The organism is Erwinia rhapontici (assembly GCF_012271765.1).
GTDB lineage: Bacteria > Pseudomonadota > Gammaproteobacteria > Enterobacterales > Enterobacteriaceae > Erwinia > Erwinia rhapontici.
Genome location: NZ_VRKO01000013.1, coordinates 488,709 through 502,403 on the forward strand (window position 1 = coordinate 488,709; position 13,695 = coordinate 502,403).

Sequence of the window (13,695 nt, forward strand, 5' to 3'; positions counted from 1 at the left end):
CCACCTATACTGCCGCCAGGTCTCCGGATTTCCCCTGCAGTAGGAGCCACCCAGCGTTTCATACGCGTCGTTTTTGACACTGGACGTTGTAGTTTTGGTGCCTGGCGCGAATGGTCAACTTAGATAACGCTGTCTGACCCCCCTTCAGGACCGGAGGAAGCAAAATAAGAAAAGCTGTGTGGGCAAAACCGTGAAAAAACAAAGACCTGTCAACTTGGATCTCACTACGATCCGGTTTCCCTTAACCGCAATTGCGTCCATTCTCCACCGCGTGTCCGGCGTGATCACCTTTGTGTCGATCGGGATTCTGCTCTGGTTACTGGGTCTGTCTCTCTCTTCTCCCGAAGGCTTCCTTCAGGCTTCTGCCGTCATGGATAGCTTTATTGCCAAATTCATCATGTGGGGCATCTTAACCGCACTGGCGTACCATATCGCTGGCGGCATTCGCCATATGATGATGGACTTTGGTTTCCTCGGTGAAACCTTAGAAACGGGTAAGTTTTCCGCGCAAATTGCATTCGGTATCACTGTCGTGCTCTCAATCCTGGCTGGAGTCCTCGTATGGTAAGCAATGCTTCTGCACTGGGTCGCAACGGCATTCATGACTGGTTGCTGCTGCGTGCTGCCGCCATGGTTATGACCCTCTATGTGCTGTATATCCTCGGCTTTATCGTGATGTCAGGGACCCTGACCTATGACATCTGGCGTGGTTTTTTTGCCTCAAACTTCACGAAAGTCTTCACCCTTCTGACGCTGTTCTCCATTCTGGTGCATGGCTGGATTGGGATGTGGCAGGTACTGACTGACTACATTAAACCACTGGCGCTGCGCATGATGCTGCAACTGGTGATTGTGGTAGCCCTGTTGGTGTATGCAATTTATGGAACCGTTGTTGTGTGGGGTGCGTGATGAGTTTGCCAGTCAGAGAATTTGATGCCGTGGTTATCGGCGCAGGCGGTGCAGGTATGCGCGCCGCCTTACAGATTTCCCAATCGGGCCAGACTTGTGCCCTGTTGTCCAAAGTTTTCCCAACCCGTTCTCATACCGTTTCTGCGCAAGGCGGTATTACCGTTGCGCTGGGTAATACCCATGAAGACAACTGGGAATGGCACATGTATGACACGGTCAAAGGTTCCGACTATATCGGTGACCAGGACGCGATTGAATATATGTGTAAAACCGGTCCGGAAGCGATTCTTGAGCTGGAACATATGGGCCTGCCATTCTCCCGTCTGGATGATGGTCGTATTTATCAGCGTCCGTTTGGTGGCCAGTCGAAAAACTTCGGCGGTGAGCAGGCGGCACGAACGGCTGCAGCCGCTGACCGTACCGGCCACGCATTGTTGCATACGCTGTATCAGCAGAACCTAAAAAACCACACCACTATCTTTTCCGAATGGTATGCGTTGGATCTGGTGAAAAACGCCGATGGCGCGATTGTCGGCTGTACTGCGCTGAACATTGAAGATGGTGAAGTGGTGTACTTCAAAGCGCGTGCCACCGTGCTGGCGACCGGCGGTGCCGGACGTATTTACCAGTCTACAACCAATGCGCATATCAACACCGGTGACGGCGTCGGTATGGCATTGCGTGCCGGTGTACCAGTGCAGGATATGGAAATGTGGCAGTTCCACCCGACCGGTATTGCGGGTGCGGGCGTGCTGGTGACCGAAGGTTGCCGTGGTGAAGGCGGATATCTGCTGAATAAACACGGCGAACGCTTTATGGAGCGTTACGCGCCAAATGCGAAAGACCTGGCGGGTCGTGACGTGGTAGCACGTTCTATCATGATCGAAATCCGTGAAGGTCGTGGCTGTGACGGTCCGTGGGGTCCACACGCTAAGCTGAAGCTGGACCACCTGGGTAAAGAGGTGCTGGAAGCGCGTTTGCCGGGCATCCTTGAGCTGTCGCGGACCTTTGCGCACGTTGATCCGGTGAAAGAACCGATCCCGGTCATCCCAACCTGCCACTATATGATGGGGGGGATTCCAACGCGTGTGAGCGGTCAGGCACTGACGGTGAACGAGAAAGGTGAAGATGTTCTGGTTCCGGGCCTGTTTGCGGTGGGTGAAATTGCCTGCGTATCCGTCCACGGGGCTAACCGTCTTGGCGGCAACTCGCTGCTCGATCTGGTGGTGTTTGGCCGTGCTGCTGGTGTGCATCTGCAGGAATCCATTGCCGAGCAAGGTGAGCTGCGCGAAGCCACGGAAGAAGAGATTGACGCTTCTCTGGCCCGACTGAACCGCTGGAATAACAACGTCACGGGTGAAGATCCGGCAGATCTGCGTAAAGCGTTGCAGGCCTGTATGCAGAATAACTTCTCGGTCTTCCGTGAAGGTGATGCGATGGCGCGGGGTCTGGAAGAGTTGAAAGTGTTGCGCGAGCGTCTGAAGAATGCCCGTCTGGATGACCGTTCCAGCGATTTCAACACCCAGCGTGTTGAGTGCCTGGAGCTGGATAACCTGATGGAGACGGCCTACGCCACAGCGGTGTCAGCCAACTATCGTACGGAAAGCCGTGGGGCACATAGCCGCTTCGACTATCCTGAACGTGACGATGCAAACTGGTTATGTCACAGCGTGTATCTGCCGCTGACTGAAAGCATGACGCGCCGTGAAGTGAACATGCAGCCGAAACTGCGTGCGGCCTTCCCGCCGAAAGCACGTACATACTAGTTTGCGGAGATAACACCATGAGACTCGAATTTTCCATCTATCGTTACAATCCGGATGTCGATGATGCTCCGCGTATGCAGGAATACACGCTGGAGTCAGAAGACGGCCGTGACATGATGTTGCTGGACGCGCTGATGCGTCTGAAAGAGAAAGACCCGACGTTAGCGTTTCGCCGCTCGTGCCGTGAAGGGGTGTGTGGCTCTGACGGTCTCAATATGAACGGTAAAAATGGCCTTGCCTGCATTACCCCCGTTTCTGCGCTGGGTAATGGTAAACAGAAAATTGTGATCCGCCCGCTGCCCGGTTTACCGGTGATCCGCGATTTGGTGGTGGACATGGGGCAATTCTATGCTCAGTATGAGAAGATTAAGCCTTACCTGTTGAATAATGGGCAAAAACCACCAGCAAGGGAACATCTTCAGGAGCCGGAACAGCGTGAAAAACTGGATGGTCTGTACGAATGTATTCTTTGCGCCTGTTGCTCGACCTCATGCCCGTCATTCTGGTGGAACCCGGACAAATTTATCGGTCCGGCAGGTTTGCTGGCGGCATACCGTTTCCTGATTGATAGCCGTGACACCGAAACCGATGCGCGTCTTGATAATCTGAACGATGCTTTCAGTGTATTCCGCTGTCACAGTATCATGAACTGTGTGAGCGTATGTCCTAAAGGGCTAAACCCAACGCGTGCCATCGGCCATATTAAGTCGATGCTGTTGCAGCGGGGCGCTTAACACTGACGTACCGGGAGCCTGCGGGTTCCCGGTGTTTTACCAGGTCATCTTTGTAAGGTGTTTTCGGCAGAGTGAAGTTGCCGGAAACCCTTTGCAAAGGTTCCCTTACGGGCCGGTCGCTCGTATCGAAGAACCGTACCACGGTAAGCCGTTAACGCGGCGCGGGACTTGCAAAGGTTCCATTAACCAACCACGGCGAAAAAAAAAGCACAAATATGCTTAAGGGATCACAATGCAGAACAGCGCGATGAAACCCTGGCTGGACTCCTCCTGGCTGGCCGGCGCGAACCAGTCCTACATAGAGCAGCTCTATGAGGACTTTTTAACCGATCCTGACTCTGTCGATGTGGCCTGGAAGTCTCTTTTCCAGCAGCTTCCTGGAACTGGGGTTAGACCTGAGCAATTTCACTCCACCACCCGCGAGTATTTCCGCCGTCTGGCGAAAGATGCTTCGCGCTATACCGCCTCCGTCAGCGATCCTGAAACCAATGCTAAACAGGTTAAGGTACTGCAACTGATCAACGCCTTCCGTTTCCGCGGACATCAGCAAGCAAACCTCGACCCGTTAGGCCTGTGGAAGCAGGAAGCTGTACCGGATCTCGACCCAGCCTACCATGGTCTGAGCGAAGCCGATTTCCAGGAAAGTTTCAATGTCGGTTCCTTTGCCATTGGTAAAGAGACACTGAAGCTGGCGGATCTGTTTGCGGCGCTGCAGCAAACCTATTGCGGTTCGATCGGTGCGGAATATATGCACATGACCAACACCGAAGAAAAACGCTGGATCCAACAGCGTCTGGAATCGGTGGTGGGGCAGGCATCTTACTCTGTTGAAGAGAAAAAGGGCTTCCTCAAGCAGCTGACTGCAGCAGAAGGTCTGGAGCGCTATCTGGGCGCGAAATTCCCGGGTGCTAAACGCTTCTCACTGGAAGGCGGTGACGCGCTGGTGCCGATGCTGAATGAGATGATTCGTCATGCCGGTAAGAGCGGTACGCGCGAAGTGGTGCTGGGTATGGCACACCGCGGCCGTCTGAACGTGCTGATCAACGTGCTGGGCAAAAAGCCACAGGACCTGTTCGACGAATTCTCTGGTAAGCATAAAGAGCATCTTGGCACGGGTGACGTGAAGTACCATATGGGCTTCTCATCGGATGTGGAAACTGAAGGCGGCATGGTTCACCTGGCGCTGGCGTTTAACCCATCACATCTCGAGATTGTCAGCCCGGTGGTCATGGGATCTGTCCGCGCCCGTCTTGACCGTCTTGATGAACCTGCCAGCAACAAAGTCTTACCTATCACTATTCACGGTGATGCTGCCGTTATCGGGCAGGGCGTGGTGCAGGAAACCCTGAACATGTCGCAGGCCCGGGGTTACGAAGTGGGCGGTACAGTACGTATCGTGATCAACAACCAGATTGGTTTCACCACCTCAAACCCTAAAGATGCACGTTCAACTCAGTACTGTACCGATATTGGTAAAATGGTGCTGGCCCCGATCTTCCACGTCAACGCGGATGACCCGGAAGCGGTTGCCTTTGTCACCCGTCTGGCGTTGGATTTCCGTAACACCTTTAAACGCGACGTGTTTATTGATCTGGTCTGTTATCGCCGTCATGGCCATAACGAAGCTGATGAGCCAAGCGCCACGCAGCCTGTGATGTACCAGAAAATCAAGAAACACCCGACGCCGCGTAAACTCTATGCTGACAAGTTGGAAGCCGAAAAGGTCGCCAGCCTGGAAGATGCCACGGAAATGGTCAACCTGTACCGTGATGCACTGGATGCAGGTGAGTGCGTGGTACCGGAATGGCGCCCAATGAGCCTCCACTCTTTCACCTGGTCGCCGTATCTGAACCATGACTGGGATGAAGGCTACCCGGAATCTATCGAACTGAAGCGTTTGCAGGCACTGGCGAAACGCATCAGCACGGTACCGGAATCTGTCGAAATGCAGTCCCGTGTGGCGAAGATTTACAACGATCGCGCTGAAATGGCGGCCGGAAATAAGCCGTTCGACTGGGGCGCAGCAGAAAACCTCGCGTACGCCACGCTGGTGGATGAAGGCATTCCATGCCGTCTTTCCGGCGAGGATATGGGGCGCGGTACGTTCTTCCATCGTCATGCGGTTATCCATAACCAGGCGAATGGGTCGACCTACACTCCGTTACAGCATGTGCATAACGGGCAGGGCATCTTCAAAGTATGGGACTCCGTGCTGTCAGAAGAAGCCGTGCTGGCGTTTGAATATGGCTACGCCACCGCAGAACCGCGGACCCTGACCATCTGGGAAGCACAGTTCGGTGACTTCGCTAACGGGGCGCAGGTCGTGATTGACCAGTTCATCAGCTCCGGCGAGCAGAAGTGGGGCCGTATGTGTGGCCTGGTGATGCTTCTGCCACATGGCTATGAAGGTCAGGGCCCTGAGCACTCCTCTGCGCGCCTGGAGCGTTACCTGCAACTTTGTGCAGAGCAGAACATGCAGGTTTGCGTGCCGTCTACACCTGCGCAGGTTTACCACATGCTGCGTCGTCAGGCGCTGCGCGGTATGCGCCGTCCGCTGGTGGTGATGTCACCGAAGTCATTGTTACGTCATCCGCAGGCGGTATCTTCACTGGAAGAGTTGGCCAGCGGTGCGTTCCTGCCTGCCATTGGTGAAATCGACGATCTCGACCCTAAAGGCGTCAAACGTGTCGTGCTGTGTTCCGGTAAGGTGTATTACGACCTGCTGGATAAACGTCGTAAGAATGAGCAAACCGACGTTGCTATCGTGCGTATTGAGCAGCTTTATCCGTTCCCGCACAAAGCGGTGCAGGATGTGTTGCAGCAGTATTCTCATGTGCATGATTTTGTCTGGTGTCAGGAAGAACCACTGAACCAGGGTGCCTGGTATTGCAGCCAGCATCACTTCCGCGAAGTCGTGCCGTTTGGGGCTTCATTACGTTATGCCGGTCGCCCTGCATCTGCATCTCCGGCAGTTGGTTATATGTCCGTTCACCAGCAGCAGCAGCAAGATCTGGTTAATGACGCGCTGAACGTTGAATAATTAAGGAAATAGAATGAGTAGCGTAGATATCGTTGTTCCTGACCTGCCTGAATCCGTGGCAGATGCCACCGTGGCAACCTGGCACAAAAAACCGGGCGACAGCGTCAAACGTGACGAAGTGCTGGTAGAAATTGAAACAGACAAAGTGATTCTGGAAGTGCCTGCCTCGGCGGATGGCGTACTGGAAGCTATCCTCGAAGATGAAGGCGCCACCGTGGTGTCTCGTCAGGCGCTGGGTCGCTTGAAAGAAGGTAATAGCGGCGGCAAAGAAACCTCTGCCAAAGCCGAAGCCAAAGAGGCGACCCCTGCGCAGCGCGCAACGGCCTCACTTGAAGAAGAGAGCAACGATGCGCTCAGCCCGGCGATTCGCCGTCTGATTGCCGAGCACAGCCTTGACGCTGCAGCAATCAAAGGCAGCGGCGTGGGTGGTCGTATCACCCGTGAAGATGTGGAAAAACATCTGGCAAATGCTCCGGCGAAAGCTGCTGAAGCGAAAGCGGCACCTGCTGCTACCGCACCGGCTGCTTCTCTGGGCAACCGCAGCGAGAAGCGTGTGCCAATGACGCGCCTGCGCAAGCGTGTGGCTGAACGCCTGCTGGAAGCGAAAAACAGCACGGCAATGCTGACCACGTTCAACGAAGTCAACATGCAGCCCATCATGGCACTGCGTAAGCAGTATGGTGATGCCTTCGAAAAACGTCACGGTGTGCGTCTGGGCTTTATGTCCTTCTACATTAAAGCCGTTGTTGAAGCCTTGAAACGCTACCCGGAAGTGAATGCGTCCATCGATGGTGAAGAAGTGGTGTATCACAACTACTTCGACGTCAGCATTGCGGTTTCCACACCGCGCGGCCTGGTGACTCCGGTGCTGAAAGATGTTGATGCTTTGAGCATGGCTGACATTGAGAAGAAAATTAAAGAGCTGGCAGTGAAAGGACGCGACGGTAAGTTGACTGTTGACGAACTGACTGGCGGTAACTTCACCATTACTAACGGTGGTGTTTTCGGTTCCCTGATGTCTACCCCGATTATCAACCCGCCGCAGAGCGCGATCCTGGGTATGCATGCCATTAAAGATCGCCCAATGGCGGTGAATGGCCAGGTCGTTATCCAGCCAATGATGTATCTGGCACTCTCTTACGATCACCGTCTGATCGATGGCCGCGAATCAGTGGGCTATCTGGTGGCGATCAAAGAGCTGCTGGAAGATCCGGCGCGTCTGCTGCTGGATGTCTAAACCCCTGGGGTACGGCAGTATATTGTCGTACCCAACCCTATGTGTAGCCGCTTCTGGCGGCTAAGTCTTTTCAGACCTGAATGGATAGAACATCATGAACTTACACGAATATCAGGCAAAACAGTTGTTTGCACGGTATGGTTTACCGGCACCAACCGGTTATGCCTGCACCACGCCACGCGAAGCAGAAGAAGCCGCCTCTAAGATTGGTGCCGGCCCGTGGGTAGTGAAATGTCAGGTTCATGCCGGTGGCCGCGGTAAAGCGGGCGGTGTGAAAGTGGTTAACAGTAAAGAAGAGATCCGCGCTTTCGCTGAAAACTGGCTGGGTAAACGTCTGGTGACCTACCAGACTGACGCACATGGCCAGCCGGTTAACCAGATTCTGGTGGAATCCGCGACCGATATCGACCAGGAACTGTACCTGGGCGCAGTCGTTGACCGTGGCACCCGTCGCGTGGTGTTTATGGCGTCAACCGAAGGCGGCGTGGAAATTGAGAAAGTGGCGGAAGAAACCCCGCACCTGATTCACAAAATGGCGCTGGATCCCCTCACCGGGCCACAGCCTTACCAGGGTCGTGAGCTGGCGTTTAAACTAGGTCTGACTGGTAAGCAGGTTGGTCAGTTCACCAAGATCTTTATGGGTCTGGCAACGCTGTTCCTGGAGCGTGATCTGGCGCTGGTTGAGATCAACCCGTTAGTGATCACCAAGCAGGGCGACCTGGTTTGCCTGGACGGCAAGCTGACGGCTGACGGCAATGCTTTGTTCCGCCAGCCAGAGCTGCGCGAAATGCGCGACCCAAGCCAGGAAGACTCCCGCGAAGCACATGCAGCGCAGTGGGAACTGAACTACGTGGCGCTGGAAGGTAACATCGGTTGTATGGTCAACGGTGCGGGTCTGGCGATGGGTACGATGGACATCGTGAAACTGAGCGGTGGCCAGCCTGCTAACTTCCTTGATGTTGGAGGCGGTGCGACCAAAGAGCGCGTGACCGAAGCCTTTAAAATCATCCTGTCAGATGACGCGGTGAAAGCGGTCTTTGTTAACATCTTCGGCGGTATCGTTCGCTGCGACCTGATTGCTGACGGCATTATCGGTGCGGTGGAAGAAGTGGGTGTAAACGTGCCGGTGGTGGTGCGTCTGGAAGGGAACAATGCCGAGCTGGGTGCCAAAAAACTGGCAGACAGCGGCCTGAATATTATTGCAGCAACCAGCCTGAGCGATGCGGCGCACCGTGTTGTTGCCGCAGCGGAGGGTAAATAATGTCTATTCTGATTGATAAAAACACCAAAGTTATCTGCCAGGGCTTCACCGGTGGTCAGGGGACTTTCCACTCCGAACAGGCGCTAGCCTATGGTACTCAGCTGGTCGGCGGTGTAACGCCAGGTAAAGGCGGCACTGAGCATCTGGGTCTGCCGGTATTTAACACCGTGCGCGAAGCGGTAGAAGCAACAGGTGCGACAGCATCCGTGATTTACGTACCGGCTCCGTTCTGCAAAGACGGTATCCTGGAAGCGATTGAAGCGGGCATTAAGCTGATCATCACCATCACTGAAGGCATCCCAACGCTGGATATGCTGACCGTGAAAGTGAAGCTGGATGAAGCCGGTGTGCGTATGATCGGTCCAAACTGCCCGGGTGTTATTACCCCGGGAGCCTGTAAGATCGGCATCATGCCTGGCCATATTCACCAGCCAGGCCGCATTGGCATCGTGTCCCGTTCCGGTACGCTGACCTATGAAGCCGTGAAGCAGACGACAGATATTGGTTACGGCCAGTCTACCTGCGTCGGTATCGGTGGTGACCCGATCCCAGGCTCTAACTTCATCGATATCCTGAAGCTGTTCCAGGATGACCCACAGACCGAAGCCATCGTCATGATTGGTGAAATCGGCGGTAGCGCAGAAGAAGAAGCTGCTGCGTTTATCAAAGAGTACGTGACTAAACCGGTAGTGGGTTACATCGCCGGTGTGACGGCGCCTAAGGGCAAACGTATGGGGCACGCAGGGGCTATCATCGCAGGCGGTAAAGGCACAGCAGACGAGAAGTTTGCAGCGCTGGAAGCAGCAGGCGTGAAAACCGTGCGTAGCTTGGCTGATATCGGCGAGGCCGTAAAAGCGGTACTGCCACAGTAATACGCTTGTTTACTGCAATACAGGCCACCTGAGGGTGGCCTTTTTTATGGTTGTCTGCCACACTTTTTACTGTTAGTGATTAACGTTAAATTATTATTAAAGCTCTCAGATGTAATTTAACGTTAAATTGCCACTCCATTGTTTTTATATTTTAACCTTCCCCCTGTAATCGCATACAAACCTTTAACAAACAAACCTTGCTACCACAATATATGAGATCTCAATCTTAATTTAGATCAAGAAAAGCAGACTTATTTATTGGGTATATTACTGGAGTCTTTGTGCGTTTTTGGTTTAAATTGCGCTACATCAAATTCAGGTTGTTTCCGCTATCTCATTAAAAGTTGATACAGCCTGCTAAAAATAATACTGTCGTCACAAAACCACTTTAAACCTGTGTGTATAAAGGCGTATTATGGAAGCCGGGATGTCTTTCTGGATCTTCTAAGGTTGTTACTAACCCTTTTAGCCCTATGGCTGGGATGATTCCCTGTGTCAGGAGACACTTTACGGGATTACGTTTTCTTTTTTATTTATTGGGATGTCTCCAGGTAATTCTGAGTAATTTACTCGGGTATTCTTCTGTCGGAACCCACTTGCGGAGCAAGGAGTCAGAATGTTTGATATTGTCGAACTGTCGCGATTACAGTTTGCTTTGACTGCTATGTACCATTTTCTGTTTGTGCCTCTAACGCTAGGTATGGCGTTTTTACTGGCCATTATGGAAACGGTATATGTGTTGTCGGGTAAACAAATCTACAAAGATATGACCAAGTTTTGGGGCAAGTTATTTGGTATTAACTTTGCCCTGGGTGTTGCAACCGGGCTTACGATGGAGTTTCAGTTCGGCACTAACTGGTCTTATTACTCGCACTATGTGGGTGATATCTTCGGTGCCCCGCTGGCCATTGAAGGCCTGATGGCATTCTTCCTTGAGTCGACATTTGTCGGGCTGTTCTTCTTCGGCTGGGATCGCCTGGGCAAAGTACAGCACATGGCCGTGACCTGGCTGGTGGCTCTCGGTTCCAACCTCTCCGCATTGTGGATTCTGGTGGCAAACGGCTGGATGCAGAATCCAGTGGCCTCTGAGTTTAACTTCGAAACGATGCGTATGGAGATGGTCAGCTTCTCCGAACTGGTATTAAACCCGGTAGCACAGGTGAAATTCGTGCACACCGTGGCAGCCGGTTATACCTGTGGTGCGATGTTTATTCTGGGTATCAGTGCTTACTACTTGCTGCGCGGCCGTGATATCGCTTTTGCCAAACGTTCATTCGCGATTGCTGCCAGCTTTGGTATGGCCGCTATCCTGTCTGTTATCGTACTGGGTGATGAATCGGGCTATGAAATTGGTGATGTGCAGAAAACCAAGCTTGCCGCGATAGAAGCCGAGTGGGAAACGCAGCCAGCGCCGGCCGCCTTTACACTGTTCGGTATCCCCGATCAGGAAGCACAGAAGAATAACTATGCTATTCAGATCCCCTGGGCGCTCGGCCTGATCGCGACCCGTTCCGTCGACAAACAGGTCACCGGTTTGAAAGAGTTGATGGAGCAGCATGAAGTGCGCATCCGTAACGGGATGAAGGCTTACCAGCTGTTGCAGGAACTACGTACCGGCAACCAGGACCCAGCCGTGCGTACTGCATTCAATGCGGCCAAACAGGATCTGGGCTATGGCTTGCTGTTAAAACGCTATACAGCGAACGTTGCGGATGCCAGCGAAGCTCAGATCCAGCAGGCAACGAAAGATTCGATTCCCAGCGTTGCTCCACTCTACTTCTCCTTCCGCATCATGGTGGCCTGTGGCGTGTTGATGTTACTGATTATCGGGCTGTCATTCTGGACCGTTATTCGTAATCGCATTGGTAAATGCCCACTCCTGCTGAAATGCGCGCTGTACGGCATTCCGCTGCCGTGGATTGCGATTGAATCTGGCTGGTTTGTTGCGGAATATGGCCGTCAACCCTGGGCGATTGGTGAAGTGCTGCCCACCGCTGTAGCGAACTCATCACTGACTGTAGGCGATCTACTGTTCTCGATGGGGCTGATTTGTGGTCTGTATACGCTGTTCCTGGTGGCTGAAATGTACCTGATGTTCAAGTTTGCCCGCCTGGGTCCTAGCAGCCTGAAAACCGGACGCTATCACTATGAGCAGTCCAGCATCGCCTCGCAGCCGGCACGCTAAGACAGGAGTCCATACATGTTAACTTATGAAGAATTGCGCTTTCTCTGGTGGTTGCTGATTGGTATTTTGCTGATCGGTTTTGCAGTCGCTGACGGTTTTGATATGGGCGTTGGCATGCTGACCCGCATCCTGGGGCGTTCTGATACTGAACGCCGTATTATGATCAACAGTATCGCCCCACACTGGGACGGTAACCAGGTCTGGTTGATCACGGCTGGTGGTGCATTGTTTGCTGCCTGGCCGATGGTTTATGCCGCTGCGTTTTCCGGTTTTTATGTGGCGATGATCCTGGTGCTGGCCTCATTATTCTTCCGTCCGGTCGGGTTTGACTACCGCTCCAAGATTGAAGATATGCGCTGGCGCGGGATGTGGGACTGGGGGATTTTCATCGGCAGCTTTGTCCCGCCGCTGGTCATTGGTGTCGCCTTTGGTAACCTCTTACAAGGTGTACCTTTCCACATCGACAACGATTTGCGCCTGTTCTATACCGGCAACTTCTTCCAACTGCTGAATCCGTTTGGTCTGCTGGCGGGGATTGTCAGTCTGACGATGATCCTGACCCAGGGTGCAACGTATTTGCAGATGCGCACCGTCGGTGAACTGCATCTGCGTACCCGTAAAGCCGCGCAGATTTCTGCTGCCGTGATGATGGTCTGCTTCGCGCTGGCGGGTGTCTGGGTGGTGTACGGCATTGATGGTTATGTGGTGACCTCGGCACTCGATCATAACGGTGCGTCTAATCCACTGGTGAAAGAAGTCAGCCGTCAGGCGGGTGCCTGGATGGTGAACTTCAATAATGCGCCGATTCTCTGGGCCATTCCGGTGCTGGGCGTGGTACTGCCGTTACTGACTATCCTCTTCTCGCGTATTGAGAAAGGGGCCTGGGCGTTCCTGTTTTCTTCACTGACGCTGGCCTGTGTCATTCTGACGGCCGGTATTGCGATGTTCCCGTTCGTTATGCCATCCAGTACCGTACCGAATGTGAGCCTGACCATGTGGGATGCTACGTCGACGGTATTGACACTCAACGTCATGACCGTGGTAGCGGCTATCTTTGTGCCAATTATCCTGGCTTACACAACCTGGTGTTACTACAAAATGTTCGGCCGTGTGACCAAAGAACAGATTGAAAATAACAGTAATTCTCTCTACTAAAGAAGGAGCGACATCATGTGGTATTTTGCCTGGATTCTTGGCACGCTGCTGGCCTGTGCCTTCGGTATCATTACCGCTCTGGCGCTGGAACAAGCTGAAGCGTCAGCCGCGAGTAAAGAGGAACTGTGATGGGGGAGGGCATCGCTCGTCTCTATCAACTGATGGACAAGGGCCCGCTGAGGGCGCTTTCCCTGGTGGCCGCGTTACTGCTGGCGGGGTGTATGTTCTGGAACCCATCGCGCTTTGCCGCGAACAGCAGTGAGCTGGCTATCTGGCAGGGGCTGTTGCTGATGTGGGCGGTCTGCACGGGCGTAATTCACGGTGTGGGGTTCCGCCCGCATCGTCTACGCTGGCGCGGATTTTTCTCTCCACTTCCTGCCTTGTTAGTTGCCATGAGTGGCGTTGTTTTTTTCTTCCTCTGATCGTGCAGAGGGACAGATTCATCTGTCCCTCTGTTTTCCTCTTTGTCCCTCGCCATAATAAATGTCGCTGAAGCTATTTTTAGCTGCGTTTATGTCAATATTTGTCTAACAAAT

12 protein-coding genes are annotated in these 13,695 nt (G+C 53.3%); all 12 read left to right on the forward strand.

What is annotated here, in order from left to right:
- The first annotated feature begins 178 nt into the window (after positions 1-178).
- The 12 genes from sdhC to ybgE all read left to right on the forward strand — a co-directional run bounded on the left by sdhC (position 179) and on the right by ybgE (position 13,581).
- A complete protein-coding gene (gene sdhC / locus FVB43_RS13390) occupies positions 179-568 on the forward strand; it encodes a succinate dehydrogenase cytochrome b556 subunit (RefSeq protein ID WP_133845516.1) in 390 nt (129 codons plus the stop codon).
- Positions 562-909, forward strand: a complete 348-nt coding sequence (gene sdhD / locus FVB43_RS13395; RefSeq protein ID WP_133845514.1) for a succinate dehydrogenase membrane anchor subunit — start codon at positions 562-564, stop codon at positions 907-909. Before sdhC ends, sdhD begins: the two co-directional genes overlap by 7 nt.
- Positions 909-2,675 (forward strand): succinate dehydrogenase flavoprotein subunit, encoded by a 1,767-nt coding sequence (gene sdhA, locus FVB43_RS13400; protein ID WP_133845512.1) that lies wholly within the window; start codon positions 909-911, stop codon positions 2,673-2,675. Before sdhD ends, sdhA begins: the two co-directional genes overlap by 1 nt.
- A gap of 17 nt (positions 2,676-2,692) precedes the next feature.
- Positions 2,693-3,409, forward strand: a complete 717-nt coding sequence (locus tag FVB43_RS13405) for a succinate dehydrogenase iron-sulfur subunit (protein ID WP_133845510.1) — start codon at positions 2,693-2,695, stop codon at positions 3,407-3,409.
- 232 nt (positions 3,410-3,641) lie between these two features.
- Positions 3,642-6,449: a 2-oxoglutarate dehydrogenase E1 component gene (sucA, locus tag FVB43_RS13410; RefSeq protein ID WP_133845508.1), complete on the forward strand. Its 2,808-nt coding sequence runs from the start codon at positions 3,642-3,644 to the stop codon at positions 6,447-6,449.
- 13 nt (positions 6,450-6,462) lie between these two features.
- The gene (odhB, locus tag FVB43_RS13415) at positions 6,463-7,686 is read left to right on the forward strand and encodes a 2-oxoglutarate dehydrogenase complex dihydrolipoyllysine-residue succinyltransferase (protein ID WP_133845506.1); all 1,224 of its coding nucleotides are present in this window, start codon (positions 6,463-6,465) and stop codon (positions 7,684-7,686) included.
- A gap of 94 nt (positions 7,687-7,780) precedes the next feature.
- Complete coding sequence (gene sucC, locus FVB43_RS13420; protein WP_062748462.1) at positions 7,781-8,947, forward strand: ADP-forming succinate--CoA ligase subunit beta; 1,167 nt, start codon at positions 7,781-7,783, stop codon at positions 8,945-8,947.
- Positions 8,947-9,819 (forward strand): succinate--CoA ligase subunit alpha, encoded by an 873-nt coding sequence (gene sucD / locus FVB43_RS13425; protein ID WP_062748464.1) that lies wholly within the window; start codon positions 8,947-8,949, stop codon positions 9,817-9,819. Before sucC ends, sucD begins: the two co-directional genes overlap by 1 nt.
- 616 nt (positions 9,820-10,435) lie before the next feature.
- Positions 10,436-12,004 carry a cytochrome ubiquinol oxidase subunit I gene (gene cydA, locus FVB43_RS13430; RefSeq protein ID WP_133845504.1) on the forward strand — a complete coding sequence of 523 codons (1,569 nt, stop codon included), beginning with the start codon at positions 10,436-10,438 and terminating at the stop codon, positions 12,002-12,004.
- Positions 12,005-12,019: 15 nt separating this feature from the next.
- Positions 12,020-13,159, forward strand: a complete 1,140-nt coding sequence (gene cydB, locus FVB43_RS13435) for a cytochrome d ubiquinol oxidase subunit II (protein WP_133845502.1) — start codon at positions 12,020-12,022, stop codon at positions 13,157-13,159.
- Between the two features lie 15 nt (positions 13,160-13,174).
- Positions 13,175-13,288 (forward strand): cytochrome bd-I oxidase subunit CydX, encoded by a 114-nt coding sequence (gene cydX / locus FVB43_RS13440; protein WP_133845500.1) that lies wholly within the window; start codon positions 13,175-13,177, stop codon positions 13,286-13,288.
- Positions 13,288-13,581 carry a cyd operon protein YbgE gene (gene ybgE, locus FVB43_RS13445; protein ID WP_133845498.1) on the forward strand — a complete coding sequence of 98 codons (294 nt, stop codon included), beginning with the start codon at positions 13,288-13,290 and terminating at the stop codon, positions 13,579-13,581. The genes cydX and ybgE overlap by 1 nt, the downstream gene beginning before the upstream one ends.
- Positions 13,582-13,695 lie beyond the last annotated feature (114 nt).